General features: G+C 41.1%; 20 protein-coding genes. 13 read left to right on the forward strand and 7 right to left on the reverse strand.

The window, feature by feature from the left end; translation table 11 throughout:
- The first annotated feature begins 102 nt into the window (after window positions 1-102).
- A complete protein-coding gene (locus FCR06_RS23145) occupies window positions 103-3,051 on the forward strand; it encodes a pentapeptide repeat-containing protein (protein ID WP_138503909.1) in 2,949 nt (982 codons plus the stop codon).
- A 300-nt stretch (window positions 3,052-3,351) separates the two neighbouring features.
- On the opposite strand, the gene FCR06_RS23150 is transcribed toward FCR06_RS23145, so the two are convergent.
- Window positions 3,352-3,798, reverse strand: coding sequence for a Fur family transcriptional regulator (locus tag FCR06_RS23150; protein ID WP_138503911.1), 447 nt, complete (start codon window positions 3,796-3,798; stop codon window positions 3,352-3,354).
- A gap of 65 nt (window positions 3,799-3,863) precedes the next feature.
- On the opposite strand from FCR06_RS23150, the gene FCR06_RS23155 reads away from it, so the two are divergent.
- Window positions 3,864-4,154 carry a hypothetical protein gene (locus FCR06_RS23155; RefSeq protein ID WP_138503913.1) on the forward strand — a complete coding sequence of 97 codons (291 nt, stop codon included), beginning with the start codon at window positions 3,864-3,866 and terminating at the stop codon, window positions 4,152-4,154.
- Window positions 4,155-4,286: 132 nt separating this feature from the next.
- Window positions 4,287-4,772, forward strand: a complete 486-nt coding sequence (locus FCR06_RS23160) for a CRR6 family NdhI maturation factor (RefSeq protein ID WP_138503915.1) — start codon at window positions 4,287-4,289, stop codon at window positions 4,770-4,772.
- Between the two features lie 214 nt (window positions 4,773-4,986).
- Here the strand turns inward: FCR06_RS23160 and FCR06_RS23165 are convergent, their stop codons facing one another.
- A complete protein-coding gene (locus tag FCR06_RS23165; RefSeq protein WP_138503917.1) occupies window positions 4,987-5,946 on the reverse strand; it encodes a glycosyltransferase family 9 protein in 960 nt (319 codons plus the stop codon).
- A 69-nt stretch (window positions 5,947-6,015) separates the two neighbouring features.
- Here FCR06_RS23165 and ispD point away from each other — a divergent pair, with 69 nt between their 5' ends.
- The 3 genes from ispD (at window position 6,016) to FCR06_RS23180 (ending at window position 8,141) form a co-directional block, all read left to right on the forward strand.
- On the forward strand, window positions 6,016-6,699 hold the full coding sequence (gene ispD, locus FCR06_RS23170; protein WP_138503919.1) for a 2-C-methyl-D-erythritol 4-phosphate cytidylyltransferase: 684 nt from the start codon (window positions 6,016-6,018) through the stop codon (window positions 6,697-6,699).
- Window positions 6,700-7,073: 374 nt separating this feature from the next.
- The gene (gene scpB / locus FCR06_RS23175) at window positions 7,074-7,616 is read left to right on the forward strand and encodes an SMC-Scp complex subunit ScpB (RefSeq protein ID WP_138503921.1); all 543 of its coding nucleotides are present in this window, start codon (window positions 7,074-7,076) and stop codon (window positions 7,614-7,616) included.
- A gap of 186 nt (window positions 7,617-7,802) precedes the next feature.
- Window positions 7,803-8,141 carry a DUF760 domain-containing protein gene (locus FCR06_RS23180; protein ID WP_073638899.1) on the forward strand — a complete coding sequence of 113 codons (339 nt, stop codon included), beginning with the start codon at window positions 7,803-7,805 and terminating at the stop codon, window positions 8,139-8,141.
- A gap of 113 nt (window positions 8,142-8,254) precedes the next feature.
- On the opposite strand, the gene FCR06_RS23185 is transcribed toward FCR06_RS23180, so the two are convergent.
- Window positions 8,255-9,460: an HhoA/HhoB/HtrA family serine endopeptidase gene (locus FCR06_RS23185; protein WP_138503922.1), complete on the reverse strand. Its 1,206-nt coding sequence runs from the start codon at window positions 9,458-9,460 to the stop codon at window positions 8,255-8,257.
- A 339-nt stretch (window positions 9,461-9,799) separates the two neighbouring features.
- Between FCR06_RS23185 and FCR06_RS23190 the strand changes: the two genes are divergently transcribed.
- On the forward strand, window positions 9,800-10,696 hold the full coding sequence (locus FCR06_RS23190) for a LysM peptidoglycan-binding domain-containing M23 family metallopeptidase (protein ID WP_138503925.1): 897 nt from the start codon (window positions 9,800-9,802) through the stop codon (window positions 10,694-10,696).
- Between the two features lie 92 nt (window positions 10,697-10,788).
- Here FCR06_RS23190 and FCR06_RS23195 read toward each other — a convergent pair whose 3' ends face one another.
- Window positions 10,789-11,823, reverse strand: a complete 1,035-nt coding sequence (locus FCR06_RS23195; RefSeq protein WP_138503927.1) for an isochorismatase — start codon at window positions 11,821-11,823, stop codon at window positions 10,789-10,791.
- A 412-nt stretch (window positions 11,824-12,235) separates the two neighbouring features.
- On the opposite strand from FCR06_RS23195, the gene ispG reads away from it, so the two are divergent.
- Both ispG and ctpC read left to right on the forward strand, forming a co-directional pair.
- Entirely contained in the window at window positions 12,236-13,462 is a 1,227-nt protein-coding gene (gene ispG, locus FCR06_RS23205; protein WP_138503930.1) for a (E)-4-hydroxy-3-methylbut-2-enyl-diphosphate synthase, read from the forward strand.
- Between the two features lie 247 nt (window positions 13,463-13,709).
- Complete coding sequence (ctpC, locus tag FCR06_RS23210; RefSeq protein WP_138503932.1) at window positions 13,710-14,996, forward strand: carboxyl-terminal processing protease CtpC; 1,287 nt, start codon at window positions 13,710-13,712, stop codon at window positions 14,994-14,996.
- 92 nt (window positions 14,997-15,088) lie between these two features.
- Here ctpC and FCR06_RS23215 read toward each other — a convergent pair whose 3' ends face one another.
- Window positions 15,089-15,274, reverse strand: a complete 186-nt coding sequence (locus FCR06_RS23215; protein WP_138503934.1) for a transposase — start codon at window positions 15,272-15,274, stop codon at window positions 15,089-15,091.
- A gap of 119 nt (window positions 15,275-15,393) precedes the next feature.
- On the opposite strand from FCR06_RS23215, the gene FCR06_RS23220 reads away from it, so the two are divergent.
- Window positions 15,394-15,519: a DUF4058 family protein gene (locus tag FCR06_RS23220; protein ID WP_138503936.1), complete on the forward strand. Its 126-nt coding sequence runs from the start codon at window positions 15,394-15,396 to the stop codon at window positions 15,517-15,519.
- A 171-nt stretch (window positions 15,520-15,690) separates the two neighbouring features.
- Here the strand turns inward: FCR06_RS23220 and FCR06_RS23225 are convergent, their stop codons facing one another.
- On the reverse strand, window positions 15,691-17,739 hold the full coding sequence (locus tag FCR06_RS23225; RefSeq protein WP_138503938.1) for an elongation factor G: 2,049 nt from the start codon (window positions 17,737-17,739) through the stop codon (window positions 15,691-15,693).
- Window positions 17,740-18,020: 281 nt separating this feature from the next.
- Between FCR06_RS23225 and FCR06_RS23230 the strand changes: the two genes are divergently transcribed.
- Together FCR06_RS23230 and FCR06_RS23235 are read left to right on the forward strand one after the other, a co-directional pair.
- The gene (locus tag FCR06_RS23230) at window positions 18,021-18,947 is read left to right on the forward strand and encodes a tetratricopeptide repeat protein (RefSeq protein ID WP_138503939.1); all 927 of its coding nucleotides are present in this window, start codon (window positions 18,021-18,023) and stop codon (window positions 18,945-18,947) included.
- A 165-nt stretch (window positions 18,948-19,112) separates the two neighbouring features.
- On the forward strand, window positions 19,113-19,661 hold the full coding sequence (locus tag FCR06_RS23235) for a phosphate-starvation-inducible PsiE family protein (protein WP_138503941.1): 549 nt from the start codon (window positions 19,113-19,115) through the stop codon (window positions 19,659-19,661).
- 140 nt (window positions 19,662-19,801) lie between these two features.
- Here FCR06_RS23235 and FCR06_RS23240 read toward each other — a convergent pair whose 3' ends face one another.
- Complete coding sequence (locus FCR06_RS23240) at window positions 19,802-20,344, reverse strand: isochorismatase family cysteine hydrolase (RefSeq protein WP_138503943.1); 543 nt, start codon at window positions 20,342-20,344, stop codon at window positions 19,802-19,804.
- Window positions 20,345-20,741: 397 nt separating this feature from the next.
- Here FCR06_RS23240 and FCR06_RS23245 point away from each other — a divergent pair, with 397 nt between their 5' ends.
- Entirely contained in the window at window positions 20,742-20,987 is a 246-nt protein-coding gene (locus tag FCR06_RS23245) for a hypothetical protein (protein ID WP_138503945.1), read from the forward strand.
- The last annotated feature ends 314 nt before the right edge of the window (window positions 20,988-21,301 follow it).

The raw sequence follows: 21,301 nt of genomic DNA on the forward strand, positions 1-21,301 counted from the left end.
AAAACAACTTTGAGATAAAACTTTGTCTTCCCCATTGTTACCTGTTTTGCAAACCGAATAAATCGATCATAATTGCCATAGCAGCCTTCACCGTGTAATTAAATGAACCTAAGTATTCGGCAGTGGTTGGCAGAACGCTATATCGCAATCAATCAAATCAGGGGATTTTCAGCGGGACAATTGGCAGGTATTGCTTACCGTATTGTTCAGGATATGGAAGTCAAAAGTCTGATGCCTTTTGATATCTGTACTTTAGTAGAAATCTTAGAACTACCCTTGGGTATTGTTTACGATGAAATCAGTGTCATTTGTGAGTTGACAGCAAGCTTGTTGCGTAGCCTCAGCCAGAAAAAACCTTTAAAACGTAACGAAGGTACATGGCTAGCCTTTCAAATTGCCTATCTTCAAGCTTTGCAAGCAATTTTAGAGCAGGAATCAAGCCTGCAAAGACCGTGGCTAGACCGAGCAAGAATACCCAGCCAACCAAACATCCTGCAAGATCCGCAACTACAAGCACTGCTGAAAACTCTCAGCCCAGGTAAATTGACTGACACTCAAGCTGAACAAGCACTGTCTTTAATTGCTGACTCATTACTCGTACAACAAATAAATAATGCTGCTATAGCTTGGCTCGTTGCCAATGGTGCAGAGGAAGCTGAAGCTAAACTCTTAACACAGCGTTTGCTCAACTCACTTCCTGGTGACTTACTGGTAGTGATTAGCGAAAATGCTGCTCCTTTAGCGCAACTGCAAAAATTTGTCAGATTGGGAATTTCATCAGCCGATTCTAAGGTGAGTGATGAAATTGACTTGCACCGAGAACATTACCGGGCAAGTTTAATTCAAAATCTGAGTATGCCATTGCTGATGGAATCCTTTGCCCTTAAGGATATCTATGTACCACAAAAAGGCTTACCAATACTAGAAAGTATTTCTGAGGAGGATAAAAAAACTGTTACGCCAGTTGATTTAAACACATGGGCACAACAACAACTAGCTGATTTAGAAACGATCGCTGTGATTGAGTCGGAGCCTGGTTATGGAAAAACTAGTTTTTGCCAACTTTGGGCGGCACAGGTGGCAGAAAAATTTTACCCTGATTGGATGCCGATAGTAATTAGGTTGCGAGATGTCAAATACGGCAAAACTTTTACCGAAACTCTTAATTCGGCTTTTGAAGTTAATCTTTCAACTTGGTTAGAACAAGAAAATCCTCGTTGTTTATTGTTGCTCGATGGTCTGGATGAACTACCGCCTGAAGCTGTGGGTATCAGAACAAAAGCAATTTTTATTCAGCAATTGCTCAACTTTCAGTCTCAGCACCGCCACAAAATTCTGTTAACGTCAACGACGTTGCACAATATTGTCCCAGTACCGCTATTATTCAAACGAATTATTATCCAGCCGTTGGATGTAGAAGAACTCAAACAATGGTTTCAGCAGTGGGCAAAAGTACAATCGTTGCCCATTGCTCAAAATCTATTTACATTCTTAAAACAGGCGGGGTTATTTGCCAAATCAAAGTTTCCAGAACTATCTGTGTTTGTTCGTCAACCTTTAATGCTGCATTTATTGGGCATTTTACACCGCGAAGGAATGCTAGATGAAGAGTTATTGCAGTTAACTAGCAAGGCTGCTTTGTTATGGGAAATTTATCATCGCTTGAATCGCTGGTTGTTGGGCTATCCCTTAACTGGTGGAATCAAGACTATGCTATTGCGATCGGGATTTGCTCATATTCACCGGACTCCAGAAGCGATCGCTAATTTACTTGGCGATCGCGCTCCCCAAGATTTACTTGAGCAGATGCAGGCGATCGCTTTAAAAATTTTACACTCGCAGCGTTATCAAATCAATTGGGTTGAGGAATATCAAAATTTACCAAGATTTTATTTTGAAATTGGAGATTTGGAAAGCTCACGCCCAGCTACAGAGGCGCAGAGAGGAAGAGTTGAGTTTTCGCATATTAAGTTGGGAGAATATCTTTGTGCAAAAGCCATTGCTGGGGAGTTGAAATTTATAACTCAGTACCAAGATGAGGCTTATGGGGCGCTTACTTTTATGCTTGATTCTCCCAGCAGTGTAGCCCAGCATATTTATAATTTACTCGGTTATGGAATACTTAGTCAGGAAATTGAAGAACTGGCGATCGAGGGATTACGCAAAGAGCAAAAAGAGCAGTTTTCTTTTGAAGTTTTATTTCAACGTCTTTTATCTTTCTGGCATGGTTACTGTCAAGGGCGTTGGTTAGATGAAGGAATAGCACATAAAGCTTTGACTCACTTTCACGCATTGCAAAACCGTGTAAATGTTGAGCAGGTAAATGCTGCGGTGGGACTGAATGTGTTTTTATTACTTTGTGCTTGCTATCAAGAAACAAAAATTCCTTTTTGGCCTTGCGGTAATCCAATCAATTTGACACAATTCAATCCAGAAGCATTAAGTGTGCTGATTGCTAGGACAACAGTTTTGTCTAAAAGCGCCTTTATAACCAGAATCAAGTCTTTGGCTGGACTTAACCTATCGGGAGCCTCTTTATTGCAAGTGATACTGACTCAAATAAATCTTGAGCAAATAAACTTATCTAATGCAGAGTTAATTGGGGCGAATTTCGCAGGCGCAAATCTTCAACAAGCAAATCTCGCAGGCGCAAATCTTCAACAAGCAAATCTCACAGGCGCAAATCTTCGACAAGCAAATCTCGCAGGCGCAAATCTTCGACAAGCAAACCTGATGGGGGTCAATCTGAAATTTGCTAATTTTACCAATGCTTGCTTATTTGATACCATACTTACTGATACTAACAAAAAATTAGCTATTGATAATGGTGCTTTGTTCTCCAAAGAATCGCTTGAAAAAGTGAAAAATTTACAATCACAGCAACCTTTATTCAACAGCGACAAAAGCATATTAGACACAGATATTAATTCGAGAAACCCCCTAACAATTGGACTAATTGAAAGCTGTGAAGGCACAATTTTACCAGTAGATTTAGATGATGATGACGCAGTTGATGAAACTGTTTTTGGCAATAATTCTATTGCGGAATAACAGGTGAGGATTATCTGTAAAAGTTAAAATAAAGTGCATTTTATCAATCAGTTAAAACACTCAAAACACTTTTACAGTTAGAAGGCAGTTCTTGCTGGAGGAAAGAAGTATTAATTAAAACTAAAGTTGCTGAGTGTAAAGCCCAGTTTAAAAGAAGAATTGTATCAAGCAGAAAGTGCCACTAGATACAAAGCCTCCACCTACTTAGTTCTAGGTTTTAAAAGGTAGGTTCCTCTTACCTCCTAAATAAGAATCATAATCGAAATATTTTCTCAATATCCAATCCCCAATACTGAGCCTCTAGCTTTCTTGCGAGTTGCGGTAACCATAAAAGTTAATACTATAGTCGGTGATCCTCACTCCTGTTTGTTGTTCAATTTGCTGGAGAAAATCTTCTGGCAGTTGCACATGAACGTCCAGAATTTGATTTGTATCTATACAGTTAACATGACTATGAGAATCACTGATGTTGCCGTACAAACGCCCGTCGCATCGTTCAATACACTCGATGATCCCTTGACTTGATAATGCTTCTAAATTTTGATATACCGAAGTATGACCGATTTCTTTGCCTTGTTGGTTTAAGCGATCGTAAATCTCTCTAGCAGAAAGATGTTCGTTTGCTTGCCAAAGTAGTTCCAGAATAAAGCGACGCTGGCGGCTGACGCGCATACCCAGGACTTGACACCGCTCTAACGCATCTTCTAGAGAACGAATAGGTCTTGTAGTAATTGTTTGTTTTTGCATATTACAGCTTGCTAACTGTGGGGGAATTTTCCCCTGTTAATGTTTATTGGTCATTTAATATATGCATGGATATTGCACACAATCTTTTTACCTGGACTTATGTTTTGGCTTTTAATGCTGCGGAAGTCACAGGTTGTAATAACGACTTTTTGCTTTTGATGCCTGCTTTGCCAGAACTTAACCTAAAACAAACTCATTACAACTTTAGCTTAAAAATACTACAAATGTCTACCAAAGAGCAGAAGTTGCCTCGCTCAAATAGGTTTATTTTTGTATTACAGCATACTTTTGATGTAACAATTTTTCAGTTAAAGGTGAGTGACTATAGCAGCGATGAAAGTGATATTTCTAATTGAGCAAAATATAATGTAAGTGCTAATCGCTAGACATCAGAAGTTTTATGAGTAAGGACTTTTTGGCTGAATCTAGCGTCAATCGCTCAAAACTGCTACTGTAGATTCTCGATCCTACAGTAGAGCAAAAAGAAAGTGGCTGCTGAGTCAAAAACAATTGCGATTGCACTCAATAATGACTTGATTAACAATTTGGATCTGTCACCTGCTTTTGTGGCGATCGAACAACTGCTGCAAGATGGGGTTGCGGCCCACGAACAACAGCTAAGCTTTGATATCAATTACGACAAAGAACCTAGCGACCCACGAGAACTCTCAGAAATTCCAGAGATTCGGCTGTGGTTCGTGCGTTTAGACGCCAAATACCCCTGGTTACCATTTTTACTGGATTGGAAAGCGGGAGAATTTGCTCGTTATACCGCCATGCTAGTACCACATCAGTTCAGTTCTCAAGAAGGTATTCAGTACAATCCTGAAGCCTTAGAGATATTTTTGATGCATAAAATCTTTATCTTAGGTGATTGGCTAAAACAGCAAGGCATTCCCAGCTTATCCCGGCTGAAGTCTATGGCGCAAATGCTGGGTTATGAATTAGATGATGCTTTTTTTGAGATATTTTAAACAAGTCAGAATTCATAATTTAGCAATGCTTGAAGTGGGGGATTGCAAGGCGTCAGTCGCCAGAATTTTGACTCAATTCTGTGCGACTGGTAAATTAATAAACGGGTTTAAGTTCCCTATAAAACAAGAAAATTTGGTAGTACTTCTAGATGGTGGGTTTCAATCCTCCCCTAAAAGATTGTTGAATTCTGTGTTCTGAATTCTATATTCTTGTTCAACCACCCCAAATTTTCTCCAAAACAGCGTTTGGTGAAATATCGGCTGTTTTGCCCGTAGGGGATTTGATCGCAAGGAATTTATCGTTTTTTGGCAACAACTTAGCTGGATCAGTGGGACCAAATAGGGCAATAGTATAAGTTTGTACTGCAACGCTCAGTTGTAGTGCCGCACTATCAGTAGACAACATTAAATTTGCCCCGGCAATCATGGCAGTTAACTTACCAATATCGCCTGGGGCAGTCGCCTTGATATCCGGAGAAGACTCCAGAAGCGATCGCACAAACTGGTCATCATCAGCCCCCTTAATTACCACCACAGGCAGATCCGGCTGCTTGTGTTGGAAATCTTGGATAATTTGCCGCCAACTCTCGACAGGGTAGATTTTATCGTGTTCTTTATCCTGAGATAACTGTTCAGAACGACCATCAATCAAGATATAGCCTGTTTCATGCACTCCTAAACGTTTTTGTTCTTTTTGTGCCCACTCAATATCTGGTTTTGGCACATTTACTGCTAACTCTGGTACAGGGGTATTAATACCCAATGGTTGCAGCAATTCGTGATATGCTGCCGCTCCATATTGGGATGGATTGAACAGCACAGCCTGGGTTAGAAAAACCGAACCCTTGCCTTGGTAACCAATGCGTATGGGAATTCCCGTCAACCAAAGTAAAAGACCTACCGACCAACTTTGTCTCACAGCAATGGCAACATCGTACTCGCGATCGCGAATTGTGCCCACTAAGTTGCCCCAATCTGCCAGACTGTTACGGTCTTTGAAATCAAAAGCCAGTACCTCGTGAACTGACTTGCTGACCTGGTAGGCTGCCTTTGCTTGGGGTTCAACAACGACATCTATCTGAGCGTTTGGGTAATAGCGCTTCAGGTTATCTAGAGTCGGAAACAAGAGAATTTGGTCGCCAATTGAGCCAGGTACAAGGGCTACTACTCGCATAATATTTATTGACGCTTACTCGCTCCTTATTTTAGGGGAAAATATATAGCTTAAAGATTGAGGAATTCTGTGTATTTACTAATTCCAGCTGCGGGAATCGGAAAAAGAATGGGGAGTAACCGCAATAAACTCCTGCTACTGGTGCGATCGCAACCAATTATTGGTTGGACTTTGTTAGCCGCCCAAGCCGCCAGCGCCATCGCTTGGATCGGGATTATTTCCCAACCCACTGACTGGCCTGATTTGAAAGCAATTCTTGCCGATTTGAAGCTAACCAAACCAGTCGAATTGATTCCAGGCGGCTCCACCCGCCAAGAATCTGTTTACAATGGCTTACAGGCGCTACCAGCCGATGCAGAACAAGTGTTGATTCACGACGGAGCCAGATGCTTGGTCACGCCAGATTTATTTAATTCTTGTGCCGAAGCGATTCGCCACTGTCCTGGTTTGATTGCTGCGGTGGCCGTCAAAGACACCATCAAAGTTGTCGATGGACAAGGAATAATTCAGAGTACACCCGACAGACAACAACTGTGGGCAGCACAAACTCCCCAAGGATTTGATGTCAAATTGTTGAAGCGGTGTCATGCTGAAGGTGTTCGTCAAAGTTGGGAAGTAACAGACGATGCCGCTTTGTTTGAAAAATGCGGCATTCAAGTCCGAATTGTCGAAGGAGAAGAGACAAATTTAAAAGTTACCACTCCACAAGATTTAGCGATCGCAGAATTTATCCTTACAAGTAGAGGTTTTTGAGGAAGTGGGGATTGGGTATTGGGGATTAGGGACTAGGGACTGGGGGGACGCTCCCACAAGTAGAATTACTCCTCACTCAACAGTCAACCGTCAACAGTCAACTCTCAACACTCCCCAATTTTGAGATTGTCAAAATATTTTTGGCATTTTAGGATAAAATCCCAGAAACTTGTTGATTGTTAGTTGTAATTTTTCATTTGTTCTCTTCTGCAAAGTGACGCTCCTGCGTCGCTAACGCTGCGCTAACTGATGGCTTTGGCAAGCCGCCCTTTGGGGGTCTACGCCGCAAGTCAGCGCACCCTGCCTTAAGCCGCAGAAGCGCCTACAGACTTTGCGCTTTGTTCAATGACCAATGACCAATGATTAATGACTAAATGATTACAGCCACAGCGACTAAGATAGAAGCGATTCTCTATTTAAAGGGTAAACCCTTGTCGCTCGGCGAAATCGCCGAGTATGCCGCTTGCGATCGCGCCACTGTTAAGGAAGGCATGATTGAACTAATCGACAACTATGCCCACCGAGATAGCGCCCTAGAGGTAGTAGAAACCCCAGATGGTTACAGTTTGCAACTCAGGTCTGACTTTCATGATTTGGTGCAAACTATGATACCAGTAGAATTGGGTGTAGGTGCATTGCGAACTTTGGCGGCGATCGCTCTCAATAATCCCATACTCCAGAGCGACTTGATTAATTTACGGGGTTCAGGAGTATATCAGCACGTTCCAGAACTAGTTGAACTCGGTTTCGTCCGCAAACGGCGAGATAGCGATTCTCGCTCCTACTCGCTGCAAGTAACCCCAAAATTTCATCAATATTTCCAAATCGAAGAACTTCCGCAAATACTTTCCACTAACCATAAGCAAGAACAACTAGAACTTCAACTTGAACTCAAGGGAGTGGGTAGTAGGGAATAGGGAATCAGGCATTGGAGATGTTGGAGGATGGAGAAGAAATCTTTTCTCCCTCGCTCCCCACACTCCCCACACCCCCTATCTCCCCATCTTCCCCACTCCTCTTAATGACTTATACCCGTGGTGAATGCGCTACCCTTGTACTATGGTTTAGAGTAGAGTTAGCAATTAAGCTAAATAAAACTGCCAATGGTGTTTAATCCTGACTTTTTGAATGACAACTCTGAGGAACACCCTAATCAACTTCTTTCAGATCACTCTGAGGAATACCCCAATCAATTACTCAAATATCTACAGCATCAGTCTCCTGATGTTTTAGCCCGGGTCGCCCAGTCCGTCAGCCCCGAAATTAAACAAATCATTTCGCAAAATGTTCAAGGGCTAGTGGGAATGCTGCCTGCAGAAAATTTCAATGTGCAAATTACAACAGATCGGGAGAATCTAGCTGGGCTTTTAGCATCAGCCATGATGACGGGTTATTTTCTGCGTCAAATGGAACAAAGGATGCAGTTAGAGCAAAAGTTATGAATAATGAGTTGAGAGTTGAGAATTATGAGTTAGGAGTTATGGAAAGTTTTTAACTTCTAACTCCTCACTCCTCACTCCTGCACAGACGCGATTAATCTCGTCTCTACTCCTAACTATTTTTTGGGGTAAGTTCCTAATTGCACTTTGAAGCTTTGAATCTTACTGCTGCGCTTAACTTCGAGGGCTAAAATATCCCCAACTTTGCTGGACTCTACCAGCTTCTGTACTTGGGCTGAGGTTTTTACTGGTTGAGAGTTGACTTTTTGAATTACGTCTCCAGGAAGGAGTCCTGCTAAGTTGGCTGGAGAGTCCTGCGTTACTCCTCTAATCACAATCCCTGCTTCCTGCTGAATATTTAGCTGATTTTCTTGATTAATCTGCTGTTTTCTAATGGGAGTAAGATCTACCATGTCAATGCCCAGGAAGGGATGTTCTACACGCCCTTTGGTAAAAAGTTCATTGGCAATGCGGGCAGCAGTTTCAATCGGGATGGCAAAACCGAGTCCTTGAGCATCAGCACGGATAGCAGTGTTAATACCAATAACTTCGCCTTGGGCATTTAACAAAGGGCCGCCAGAATTGCCGGGGTTAATTGCTGCATCTGTTTGGATAAAGGTAACTCGCTTGTCTGGGACACCAACTTGAGCGCTAGTCCGGTCTGTAGCGCTGATGATGCCAATAGTGACAGTATTATCTAAACCCAGAGGATTGCCAATAGCGATCGCCCACTGTCCTGGTATCAAGTTTTGCGAATTTCCCAGCTTCACTGTCGGCAGATGATTCTCATTGATTTTCACTACAGCCACATCAGTCATCGAATCAACTCCCACCACTTTTCCCTCTAAAGTTCGACCATCCTTGAGGGTAACTTGTACCGTATCTGTATCGGCTACAACATGAGCATTAGTAAGTAATTTTCCATCTTCACTTAAAATAAATCCCGAACCCGTACCGCGCTCAATGCGTTCTTGGGGAATTGGTTCCTCATCCTCTCCAAAAAATCGTCGCAACAGAGGATTTTTCAAAGCATCAGAAATAGGATTGGCTACTTTGCGGGTAGCATTAATTCGCACTACAGCCGGGCCCACTTTTTGCACTGCTGTTGCAATAAAATTTACATTATTGCCCCCGGTATTCCCAAATGCTCCGTTAGAAGAATTAGGAACTACCGATTCTGGAGGCAAAGCTGTCGTTACATTTTTTAACTGTTGGAACGAGGAATTTTGCGGCAGCAGATAATGACTGCCAAACAAACCTGCACCACCGCCGATTACCAGTAAAAACAGATAAACGGCCAGTTGCTTTAAGGATAACTTCATAATCATTCTACTTAAGGACAGCAATGCAGTTGCTAATTTCTAAGTGTAGTCAAGCTAACGGCAAGTGGACAGATCAATTTATCAGGAATTAGGGATTGGGAGTGTTGATTGATAACTGATGACTGATGACTGATGAGTTAAGAGTAAAAGTTATACCAATTTGAAAAAGAATGCGACAGATACATATCTCCAAAACCTTGTCCTGTCTGGATTCTTAATGTGTGAATTTTGAATTGGTATTATTTTCCCCCTGTTTATCTCCCCTATGCCCAATGCCAATCCCCCAATTCCTAAACTCTCCATCTAAAATCTAAAGTTAATGCGCTCTTGACTTGTGACATGACTTTACCTTTTTGTCAACTATTTCTCTGTAGCTTAGTTAGCGCCTTAGGCCTAGTATCCATACTGCCAAGCTTGAACAGCGCCAGTGCTGCTGTAAGCGGTTGCCCAACTCCAGCCCTATCTCGCTTCCAACGTCATAAAGTAGTTCGTGGCGAAACTTTGGAGAGTATAGCGCAGCGCTACAATCTTATTCCTACAACTATTATCGGAATGAATCCTGTTTTGCAGGATAACGGGGCGATCGCTGCCGTTGGCAGTGTGCTGCAAATTCCTCCTTACAATGGGATTGTAGTCGAAGTACCTCGCGGTGAAACTTGGCGGCAAGTGGCAGCAAAATACAAGGTTCGTGCTGATAGCCTTTTTGAGGTGAATGGCTGCCAACAAGACCCCAGAATCGTGTTTGTTCCAGGGGTCAATTGGTCACCCAATGGTGTTGTAACCAAGTCTCCTATACCTATTGATACAGGTACACCAAACCGAGCATCTGTGGCTGGATATCCTTTAACCCAAGTGGCAACTGTGGGATTAGCTTATGGCTGGCAAATTAACCCTGGTACAAGTCAAGTTTTCTTCCATAGCGGCGTTGATTTGTTAGCACCAGTGGGTACAGATGTGCTAGCGATCGCACCTGGAACCGTAGCCTTTGCCGATGACCAAGGTAGTTATGGGAAGTTGGTCATCATTAACCACAGTGGAGGACTGCAAAGCCGCTATGCTCAACTTGACAGTATCAAAGTCAGCGTTGGTCAGCAAGTAAAAAAAGGAGATTTACTGGGAACCGTAGGCACCAGTGGAACACCAAGTAGCAGTCAACCGCATCTCCATTTTGAAGTCCGTTCTAGCTCATCTCTCGGTTGGGTAGCGCAAGATCCTAAAGGTTATTTGAAAAAATGAGGGAGTGTGGGGGAAAAGAAAATTTATACTTCTGGCTTTTCGCCTCTTCTCTCTAATTCCACACCTCCTACACTCCCAGCTTGCCCGATGCCCTATGCCCAATTCCCAATTTCGTTAGATTTTATGATGTGCATTCCTGCCTCTGCAAATCTGGTAAACGCTGCATCTGCCTGTTCTGTGTAGTCCACAACACCGGGAACAACAACAGGAGAAGTGCAATCTTCTAGCAAGTATATTTTTTGAGCAAGGGTGGCATCTACCTGTTTAATTTCTATTAATAAATCGTCAATTGTCCAGGCGACACAATGACTTTTAGCTTGACCACCAATAATAACAACATCAAATTCTAAAAGTTGCTTAATTAGCTGAATATTCTTTTGAGCAAGTGGACGTTTTTCAAAATCTTCCAATACTTCTGGACGTAAAATAGAATAGTTTTCTGTTAAAGGATTTTCACCTTTGATTTCAAATTGCGTTTGACTCTGACGAGCAATGCCATGAAAAAATATTGCTTCCTCCACTGAGGAAACTAAAGCATGACCAATACCACCCAACATTGAATGATAAGGCCAAACGGTAAGCGGATATTTCCCATCTTGACTGAGTTTTTTAACGTAATGATAAGCATGTTTTTCTAATAATTCGTAATTGCCATTAGTTACACTATTAGCAACTGCCGGGTTGACTTTCCAAATACCTTGTTTGATATCTTCGGGAGTGATACTAGTAGCTGCTGGGGTGGGATGTTCTCCGGCAGCGTTCACCCAAAATATCGGATGAAAAATTTGCGCTGTTCTATGAGTATCTAGGGTGGGTACAATTTTTGTAATTACTCCCAAATTCCGATAGATAAATTCAGACAATCGCCGATTATCAGCCACGGCCGCAGTACCAGATTTTCCACCCACAAATAATTCAAATCCAGGAATGCAGAAGGTGTTTTGAACATCAATTAAAAGTAGGCAAATGCGGGTTTTGTCTAAAGATGCAGGTTGAATTTTGTGTTGTTTTGCCCATGTTTCGGCGGCAGCTGCAATTTCTTGATAAGGTACGCGCCAAACTTCGCCGACTTGATCACAGTTAAAGTGCGAGGGAATAGGGAGTTGGTTTGTTGTTTGGGTATTCATAATTACAGTTGTATTTATTCTGTAATAACATCTATAAATTCAATACCCAAGTTTTCTCAAGTATAGTGTTACCTTAGTACACATGATTATGAGAACCTAAGGTTAGTAATAAAATTTCTTCTCTGATTCAGGATTTGTAACAAATTTAAATAAAATTTGATTACGATAATTAATTGAACATGAGTATTTACCCAATAAATCACCTTTTAGCTTGTGACTACGTAGACTGGATTGAAAAGGAGCTTCAGCGATTTGTTGTAATAATTGCTCAATTTGAGAACGTAACTCAGGATTTTTACTTTACTCCATTTTTTTCTACGTAATCGTCTAAAAAAGTCCTAGCTGTGGCAATCTGGGAACAGAGATTTATTAAATCTGATATTTTAGCTACAACAAATTGCCATTACAAATTATGCAAACTCTGCCCACACTCAATACTTCAAATACTACATTAAGCCAACCTACCTTTGATACAACTATCAAGCGGCGTCAAACCCGTCCTGTAAAGGTGGGTAATGTCACTATTGGAGGTGGCTACCCGATTGTAGTACAGTCGATGATTAACGAAGATACCCTTGATATTGATGGTTCCGTGGCTGCTATTCGTCGTCTGCACGAAATTGGCTGTGAAATTGTCCGTGTCACAGTGCCAAGTATGGCTCATGCTAAAGCTTTAGCAGAAATTAAACAAAAATTAATTAAAACTTACCAAGACGTGCCAATTGTGGCTGATGTCCATCATAATGGTATGAAAATCGCTCTGGAAGTTTCCAAACACATAGAGAAGGTGCGAATTAATCCAGGGTTATACGTCTTTGAAAAGCCAAACTTTAACAGAACCGAGTATAGTAAAGCTGAATTTGACGAAATTGGCGAAAAAATCCGTGAAACCTTAGAACCTCTGGTAATTTCTTTGCGTGACCAAGGTAAATCGATGCGAATTGGGGTAAATCACGGTTCCCTCGCTGAGAGAATGCTCTTTACCTACGGTGACACCCCTGAAGGAATGGTAGAATCAGCCATAGAATTTATTCGCATCTGTGAATCTTTAGATTTCCGCAACTTGGTAATTTCTATGAAAGCTTCACGAGTACCAGTGATGGTAGCTGCTTATCGCCTGATCGCCAAGCGCATGGATGAACTAAGTATGGATTATCCGCTACATTTAGGTGTTACAGAAGCCGGTGATGGCGAATATGGACGAATCAAATCCACTGCTGGGATTGCGACATTACTCGCTGATGGTATTGGCGACACAATTCGCGTCTCACTGACAGAACCACCAGAAAAAGAAATTCCCGTGTGTTACAGCATTCTCCAAGCTTTGGGATTGCGAAAAACAATGGTGGAATATGTCGCCTGTCCTTCCTGCGGACGGACTTTATTTAACTTAGAAGAAGTGCTACACAAAGTCCGGGAAGCAACTAAACACTTAACCGGTCTAGACATAGCAGTTATGGGCTGTATTGTCAATGGCCCGGGAGAAATGGCAGATGCCGACTATGGTTATGTTGGCAAAACACCTAGTTACATTTCTTTGTATCGTGGCAGAGAAGAAATAAAAAAAGTCCCAGAAGACCAAGGTGTAGAGGAATTAATCAACCTAATTAAGGCAGATGGACGCTGGGTAGAACCGTAAGAGAGTGGGGAGATGGGCAGGTGGCGAGATGAGAGAGAATTTCGCCCCACCACCTTATCACCCCACCACTCTTAACTTTTCACTCTCAATGCCCAACTATTAAAACTTTTGTATAGATGATGACCAATATCGCCTGATTGTCAAGTATTTTGTTGAAATTAGAAATACATGCTTGACCTCTACAGTAATACCCTGTGTTAGATTGAGCATACTGACTATAAATTTTCCCTCTGACGCAGCTGTCATTATGGTGACTACAAAAAGTATACTTGTTTTGGGTGCTACGGCAGTAACACTCTCCACGATCGCTGTTGCTAGCCTTGGCATTCACTCACGAGGTCAGGCTTTATTTAAACCAAGTCCCAAAGAATTGGTAGATGAAGTTTGGCTAATTGTTCACCGCCAATATGTAGATGGTACTTTTAATCAGGTAGATTGGCAGGCTGTTCGTAACGAGTATGTGAAGAACAAGTCCTACAGTAATCAACAGGAAGCTTATAAGTCCATTCGGGAAATGCTTAAAAAGCTTGATGACCCCTATACCCGGTTTATGGATCCAGAGGAATTCAAGAATATGCAAGTGGATACTTCTGGAGAATTGACAGGAATTGGGATCACAATCGGTCAGGATGAAAAAACGAAGCAATTGGTTGTAATTGCGCCAATTGAGGATACACCAGCCTTTAAAGCTGGCGTTTTAGCCAAAGATTTGATCCTGAAAATCGACAACAAAAGCACCAAGGGGATGGATACTAATCAAGCAGTATCTTTGATTCGAGGTGAAGCAGGAACCCAAGTCAGCTTGACGATTCAGCGTAATGACCAGATAAAGGAATTTAATATCAAACGGGCGCGGATTGAAATTCATCCAGTTAAATTTTCTCAAAAGCAAACTCCAGCAGGTAATTTGGGCTACATTCGCCTGAACCAATTCAGTGCTAATGCTGGTAAAGAAATGCAAACCGCCATCACTAATTTAGAAACCAAAAAGGTATCAGGATATATCCTCGATTTACGTGGTAATCCAGGCGGTTTATTGTTTTCGAGTGTAGAAATTGCTCGGATGTGGATAGACAAAGGTAAGATTGTCTCCACTGTTGAACGCCAAGGAGAGGCAGAAAAAGAAGAGGCCAACGGACGCGCCTTGACGAATAAACCCTTAGTGGTACTGGTAGATAAAGGTTCAGCTAGTGCCAGTGAAATCCTTTCAGGGGCTTTACATGATAATAAGCGTGCAACTTTAGTTGGTACTCAAACTTTTGGTAAGGGATTAGTGCAATCGGTGCGTCCCTTGGAAGATGGTTCAGGATTGGCGGTGACGATTGCTCATTACTATACCCCCAATGGCACAGATATCAACCATAAAGGCATTGAGCCAGATGTAAAGGTGGATTTGACCAAACAACAGATGGAAGACTTATGGCTCCATGAACGTGATAAACTTGCTACCCTAGCAGATCCCCAATTCGCGAAAGCAGTGGAAGTGATAGGTAAACAAATAGCTGCTAAGGGTACACCTACAGCAGAAAAATGAAAAATCATGCCTACAGGGGCATTGGGCACAAGAGGCGCCACGAGCAGAGGAGAAAGACTTGTAAGAAGTTCTCCTCTGCTCCCTCATCTTAGTTAAACTGGTTGGCACTTTCCAGTTCTAATAAGTCCGACACGACGGGCGATCGCTTCTTGTTGTGAACTATAAGGTCCCCAGTGCTCTATAATCTCTGGATTATCGTCTCCTATTTCGTCGTTGGAGACTATCTCGCAATTACCAGCAGAACGCTTGACAATGTACCAAGTTTGTGGTTCTTTCATGCCTGAAAGAAAAATTTGATTTTTATTATAGTAAAGATTTTACAACATACAGAAAACATCTTCGCCCTTGGAAACTAGATTGCTAGGGTCAGCATTAATAATTCTGTTGGTTTGTGCTTATGCTTTCACTGTTTCTAAGGATTAACCCTAACCTCGATAATCCTCAACTCTGTGCTGAAGTTCACATTCGATTAATTATTGCGTCGTTGAATCTAATTGCTCGTCAACTACGACCCAAATATTGAGTGGAGTATTACTCTATGTTCCGGTGGAACACTTAATTGTTACAGTTGAAGTGTTACCATTATTGTTCACATAATACTACAGACAAAATCATCCCATCAATTAACAACTCTAAAAAAATTAAGGACACCTACAAGGAGTGTCCTTAAACATAGCTACATCCAAATCAGAAATTACTTACCATTGCCGTTACTAGCGTTGCTATTGCTAGCTAGGACGCGTTCGGCGAGTTTATCTGGTACTTCCTGCAAATGGTCGTATTCCCAGTGGAAAGAACCAACGCCTAAAGTGAGCGATCGCAACTCTACAATAAAGTTTTGCATCTCTGCTTGTGGCAAGTATGCAACTACATTATCCCAGCCTTGCCAATCGTTTCTCGCCTCATAGCCTAAAATTTGCCCGCGTCTACCACTCAGCAGTTGCAACACCTTGGAGGTAAATTCGCTCGGTGTTGTCACTTGTATGTGCAGAATTGGTTCTAATAAGGTAGGTTGGGCTTGGGGTATTCCCGTTTGCATTGCTAATCGGGCGGCTTGCTTAAAGGCTTGTTCGGAACTATCTACGGTGTGGTAAGAACCGTTGGTCAAAGTTACCGCTACATCCACCACAGGAAAGCCCAGAGGTCCGTGTGCCAGAAATTCCCGCACGCCCATTTCTACCCCGGGGATGTACTGTCTGGGAACCACACCACCAACGATGGTTTCATTGAAGTTAAATCCTTCACCGCGTGGTAAGGGCTTGATTTCCAGAAAAACATCACCAAATTGACCGTGACCACCGCTTTGGTGTTTGTACCGTCCGTGAACGGAAGCCACCGTTTTGCGGATGGTTTCTTTGTAAGGCACTTGCGGTAAGTGCGTTGTCATCGGCAAGTTATATTTGCGGCGCAGTCTATCTAAAGCAACCTGCAAATGAATTTCGCCTTGACCCCAGAGGATAACTTCGTGGGTGTCGCCATGTTGTTCCCAAGCAAGCGAACAGTCTTCTTCTAATAGCTTAGTAATGGCACTGCTGAGCTTAACTTCATCGTTGCGCTTTTCTGGTGTAATAGCCAGGGCATACACAGGTTCTAACTGTTCAGCTTTGGGTAATTGCATCGCTGAGGACTGTTCTGTGGAGATTGTATCCCCTGTTTTGATTCCTTCCAAACGACTCAAAGCAACAATTTCACCAGCAGCAACTTCATTAACTGATTGCTGTTGTTGTCCCATCAGGTGGTAAATTCCACCAGTGCGAACGCCATTGAGGACAAGACCATCGGTTAATTTGCCCCGCCAAACGCGCACGAGGGAGAGTTTGCCACCTTGAGGAGTGTAATAAGTTTTGAGTACCTGGGCTATAGGTGTATTGCCTGTGATGTTTTTTAAGCGGCGTTCTGCTGTGGTTTCTGGTTCGGGGGCTTCCCGTAACAAGGCTTCTATTAAAGGTCTAACACCATAATCTTGTTCTGCGACACCAAAGAAAACCGGGACTACTAAATCTGCCCCTAATTCCATTTTTAAATCGAGAAGGATTTCCTCTTGGGGTGGCTCAATGTCTTCTAAAAGTTCTTCGAGTAAGTGGTCGTCAAAATTTGCTAGGGCTTCGAGCATTTCTGCTCGTGCTATATGTTCTTCTTCTTTTAAGCTTTCAGGGAAGGGGATGGGGTCAGCAGGTGCGCCGGGATGATATTGATATGCTTGTTCACTCACCATATCAATAAAGCCGGTGAGTTGTTCCCCTTGCATGATGGGATATTGGTGCGCTACTAAAGGACGGCTGGAAACTGCTTTGAGGGCGTGTAATGTTTCGAGGACATGAATATTTGCTCGATCCATTTTGTTGACAAAAACGATGTGGGGGATTTCCCAATCGTCCAAGAATTTAAATAGAGGAGCAAGGGTGAGGACACGCTCGCGTATCGGTTCGCAAACTACAATTGCGGCATCAACTCCGATTAAAGCATTGTAAGTTTCTTGGGCAAATTCTACGCTTCCCGGACAATCAACAAAAGTGAAACGAGTACCGTTATACTCAGTGCTAGCAGCGCTGACTTCTACACTCATGTGGCGATCGCGCGACTCAGCAGCACTATCTCCTACTGTATTGCTGTCTTTAATACTTCCTTTGCGAGAAATTGCCCCTGTGACAAATAATAAACTTTCTAGTAAAGTAGTTTTTCCACTTAAATAAGGACCAACAATTGCAACGTTCCGCGAACCTGATTTTACTTTTTCATTCATAAAACCTCCCTTGCGGTAATTCATTCACAACCGCATTACGCTATGTATATCAGGGATAAAAAATGGTTCTCTGGAGTCAAAATTACCCCTTCTTTAATTTGTTATTATCCTACCTTTAATCTCAAGTTCAAAAAATTGTAGCCTGTCGTAAGATTTAGCTTAAGAAAAGTTAAGCATCACAAAGTTTAATACTCAATCAACAAGTTTTGTAAAAAACTTCAGCATTGACCAAACTTTTTGTTAAGTAAACTAACCGAAAATTGTCGCGATTTAGAAAATCTATGAGATTATCACTATATAAATATCCCATAGCAACTTTAATAAGTTTAATATTAGTGGGTAGCCTCTTCTCACCCTCATCTTCCTCATCTTTGCGTCAGAGCTTACCCTCACCTTCTCTTTTGCTGGCACAATCTAATACCCAAACTGCTATAAGCAAGTTAAATCAAGGGTTACAGGCAATTCAGGCTGGAAGAGTACAAGATGCGATCGCCGCTTTTAAACAAGCAAGTCAATTAGATCCGACATTAGCAGCAGCCCACTATAATTTAGGGCTAGCATTACGACAAGCAGGACAATTACAACCCTCTGCGGATGCATTTTATAGAGCTACACAAGCCGATCCGAAGTTTGCTCCAGCTTTTGCTAATTTAGGCGGTACGTTGTTAGAAGGCAATAATTTAGAGTTAGCGAACGATTACTTGCAACGTGCGTTAGAACTCGATCCCAAACTAGGATTTGCCCACTATAACTTAGGGTTGCTACGAGAACAGCAACGAGATTGTGACCAGGCGATCGCATCTTTTAAAAAAGCCATAGAATATAGCAAAAATGCACCAGAACCTCCTTACCATATTGGAATGTGTTATCTGCAACAAGGTAAAATCAGTCGAGCTAGAGATGCTTTTAATCAAGCAGTAAAAATTAATCCCAAATATCCAGAAGCTTACTATAATATTGGTTCGATTTTGTTTAATCAACGCCAATTACAAGAAGCGTTAGAAGCTTTTAGAAAATCAGCCGAAGCTAACTCCAACTATCCCAACGCTTATTACGGTGCTGGGTTAGTTTTTATGCAGTTACAAAAATATAGCGATGCAGTACAAGTATTGCAATTTGCCAGAGATTTATACAATGCTCAGGGAAATTCTCAATGGTCAAAAAATGCCACGCAATTGTTGCAACAAGCACAAAATTTAAATCGATAAATAGTGGATAGCGAACATTTATTAGTGTTAACAGATAACTGTTGAATGATAACTGATAAATTATCAACTTTTTTGAGGCAGAAAAGCTTAATATTGCGTAACATAAAATTATTGGGTTGACTCGCTGGTGTTGTCTGAAGTTGTCCCGATTAGAATGAAACGTACATGCAAAAGCGCCTAAAGAGCCGATTTTTATTTTGCGATCGCTGGCTAGATCGCCACTCAATTGTTCGCAACATGGAAGCTTTCCAAGACTTAATTGTGATTGTCTTGTGTTTAGGTTTGTTCGCTGTGATGCTAATCCAATTATGGGGGATAGTTATTGCCATCATGCAGCCACTAGATTATAAACATGTGACTGCAAAAATACTATTTGTGTTGATTTTAGTCGAGTTATTTAGACTATTAATGGTCTACTTACAAGAACATAGTATTTCTGTAGGAGTTGCAGTTGAGGTAACAATTGTTTCTGTTCTGCGAGAAGTAGTAGTTCATGGAGCACTAGAAATTTCTCCTTTTCAAACAGCTGCAATTTGTGGCTTATTGTTTATTTTAGGTTGCTTGCTGGTAGTCTGTGCTAAAACACCACATATGGATTGTATAAGTGCTAATACTAAATTATGTCCTATTGCTTATAAAGGAGATAGGGAACGACAAAGGGATCTGGAATTACAGTATTCACGTCAATGTGAGGAAAATCAACCTCTTGGATAAGCTTTTATCAATAAAGGAGTAGGGGAGTAAGAAATCAAAAGATAAAAGGCAAAAGTAGTAATAATGCCTTTTTACTTTTTAATACCCTAGCTCCTTTCCTTGAGGATACGATTGAGAATCTCTACAGTTAATCGGGTTATTCAAAGTGGAAATTGTCCTAAGTATCTATTTAATTTATCTCTATCTATAGGTTCAGTTATAATGTTGCTACTGCCAATTAGTTGACTTAAAACCAAAATTGCTGCTTGATGGTAAATATCACCTCCATTTGATGCTGAGTAATATGTTAAAACATAAGTAATAATATTGTTTTCAAAAAAGTCAATAGCAGTTTTCAATACACAACCTTCTGTATCAACTCCACAAATAAACACTGTTTGAATATTTTTTTGTTTAAGAAATATCAGAGTTTCTTCATTGCAAGCAGTATATACGGTTTTATCAAAAACTACTCCCACAAATGGTTTAATATCTTCTATAAGTTCTTGCTCTGCTTCATCAAAAAGTTGATGCCAATTTAAATATTTTACATAGGGGCTATTAAGAGTATTAATAAATCTTGTAAATATAACATACTTAAAGATATTCTGCTTTAATAAAGACCTAATTCTTTGAACAACATAACTTGTATTTTCAGCTATAAAACCATTTTGAACATCAATGATAAATAGACAGAAATTCATAATTGTGGTGAAAGAATAAATTGTAATAAATTACGGGCGATCGCCAGCACTAAACATAATAAATTGAGAAGCAATTTTGCTGATCCATTCAGGAACTTTAAATTTAATTCTCAAGCTAAATTTTAAAAGTTTATAATTTGATATTTTTTCTATTGTTTTTATAAATTAATTTCATTGATTGCTGATTATTTTTGATATTTTATAGGAAAATAAGGACAAATAAGACAGTTAAGACATTTTACAAAAAATTAATCAAACGCCCACTAGTCATTTGGTATATAAATAACCGACTTTTGCAAGGTACTTCCGACGTATTGAACTATACCCTTTTTGGAAGATGAATTGCTGTTTAAACATAAGTATAAGTTAATTAGCAATCCTACAAGAGGGTCAAACAATGGCTGAAAATACAGGTAACGGACAGTCTCAAGAACCAATTAGCAACTTGGAATATGATTTTCTCACCGTGTTACACAACAAGGCTGAAGCAATTAAAGCTTACGATACTTACATAAAAGATGCAGAGCAAGCAGGTTCCCAGCCTTGTGTACAGTTATTTCAAAAATTGCGGCAATCCGATCTTGAGCAAGCTAAAGAGCTTCGCCACCATCTACAAGAAGTGATGCAACACGGTAAGATGTAGTCCAAGTTTAAAGGTGTCTAGATGCAAACATTAGTAGAAACGCCTTATTTAGTCTATATCGTTAGTGATATTATGCCGCTATAGACTAATGTTTGATAATTAAAAGATGTAGTAGTGATCGCCTAGTTAATTGCAGCGTCGTGCTTGAGTATGTAAAAATTTTTATAGGTAAAATGGGAGCGTTTCTACTTTTGGGCGTTCCCATTTTTCCTGTCGCAGATGCTATGCTTAGCTTGCTTCCACAAACTGGTACAGATTACGGTAGGCATTGGGATATGCTGGGGTAGAAGTCCGTTTGTTAGTCACAAGCAATT

Origin of the sequence: Nostoc sp. PA-18-2419 (assembly GCF_005869855.1) — a bacterium.
In the GTDB taxonomy this organism is placed as follows: Bacteria; Cyanobacteriota; Cyanobacteriia; order Cyanobacteriales; family Nostocaceae; genus Nostoc.

Excerpts from the sequence above, each read along its gene's own strand:
- FCR06_RS23145 (WP_138503909.1), top strand. The coding sequence starts at position 103 with ATGAACCTAAGTATTCGGCAGTGGTTGGCAGAACGCTATATCGCAATC.
- FCR06_RS23150 (WP_138503911.1), bottom strand. The coding sequence starts at position 3,798 with ATGCAAAAACAAACAATTACTACAAGACCTATTCGTTCTCTAGAAGAT.
- FCR06_RS23155 (WP_138503913.1), top strand. The coding sequence starts at position 3,864 with ATGGATATTGCACACAATCTTTTTACCTGGACTTATGTTTTGGCTTTT.
- FCR06_RS23165 (WP_138503917.1), bottom strand. The coding sequence starts at position 5,946 with ATGCGAGTAGTAGCCCTTGTACCTGGCTCAATTGGCGACCAAATTCTC.
- scpB (WP_138503921.1), top strand. The coding sequence starts at position 7,074 with ATGATTACAGCCACAGCGACTAAGATAGAAGCGATTCTCTATTTAAAG.
- FCR06_RS23180 (WP_073638899.1), top strand. The coding sequence starts at position 7,803 with ATGGTGTTTAATCCTGACTTTTTGAATGACAACTCTGAGGAACACCCT.
- FCR06_RS23185 (WP_138503922.1), bottom strand. The coding sequence starts at position 9,460 with ATGAAGTTATCCTTAAAGCAACTGGCCGTTTATCTGTTTTTACTGGTA.
- FCR06_RS23190 (WP_138503925.1), top strand. The coding sequence starts at position 9,800 with ATGACTTTACCTTTTTGTCAACTATTTCTCTGTAGCTTAGTTAGCGCC.
- FCR06_RS23195 (WP_138503927.1), bottom strand. The coding sequence starts at position 11,823 with ATGAATACCCAAACAACAAACCAACTCCCTATTCCCTCGCACTTTAAC.
- ispG (WP_138503930.1), top strand. The coding sequence starts at position 12,236 with ATGCAAACTCTGCCCACACTCAATACTTCAAATACTACATTAAGCCAA.
- ctpC (WP_138503932.1), top strand. The coding sequence starts at position 13,710 with ATGGTGACTACAAAAAGTATACTTGTTTTGGGTGCTACGGCAGTAACA.
- FCR06_RS23215 (WP_138503934.1), bottom strand. The coding sequence starts at position 15,274 with ATGAAAGAACCACAAACTTGGTACATTGTCAAGCGTTCTGCTGGTAAT.
- FCR06_RS23220 (WP_138503936.1), top strand. The coding sequence starts at position 15,394 with ATGCTTTCACTGTTTCTAAGGATTAACCCTAACCTCGATAATCCTCAA.
- FCR06_RS23225 (WP_138503938.1), bottom strand. The coding sequence starts at position 17,739 with ATGAATGAAAAAGTAAAATCAGGTTCGCGGAACGTTGCAATTGTTGGT.
- FCR06_RS23230 (WP_138503939.1), top strand. The coding sequence starts at position 18,021 with ATGAGATTATCACTATATAAATATCCCATAGCAACTTTAATAAGTTTA.
- FCR06_RS23235 (WP_138503941.1), top strand. The coding sequence starts at position 19,113 with ATGCAAAAGCGCCTAAAGAGCCGATTTTTATTTTGCGATCGCTGGCTA.
- FCR06_RS23240 (WP_138503943.1), bottom strand. The coding sequence starts at position 20,344 with ATGAATTTCTGTCTATTTATCATTGATGTTCAAAATGGTTTTATAGCT.
- FCR06_RS23245 (WP_138503945.1), top strand. The coding sequence starts at position 20,742 with ATGGCTGAAAATACAGGTAACGGACAGTCTCAAGAACCAATTAGCAAC.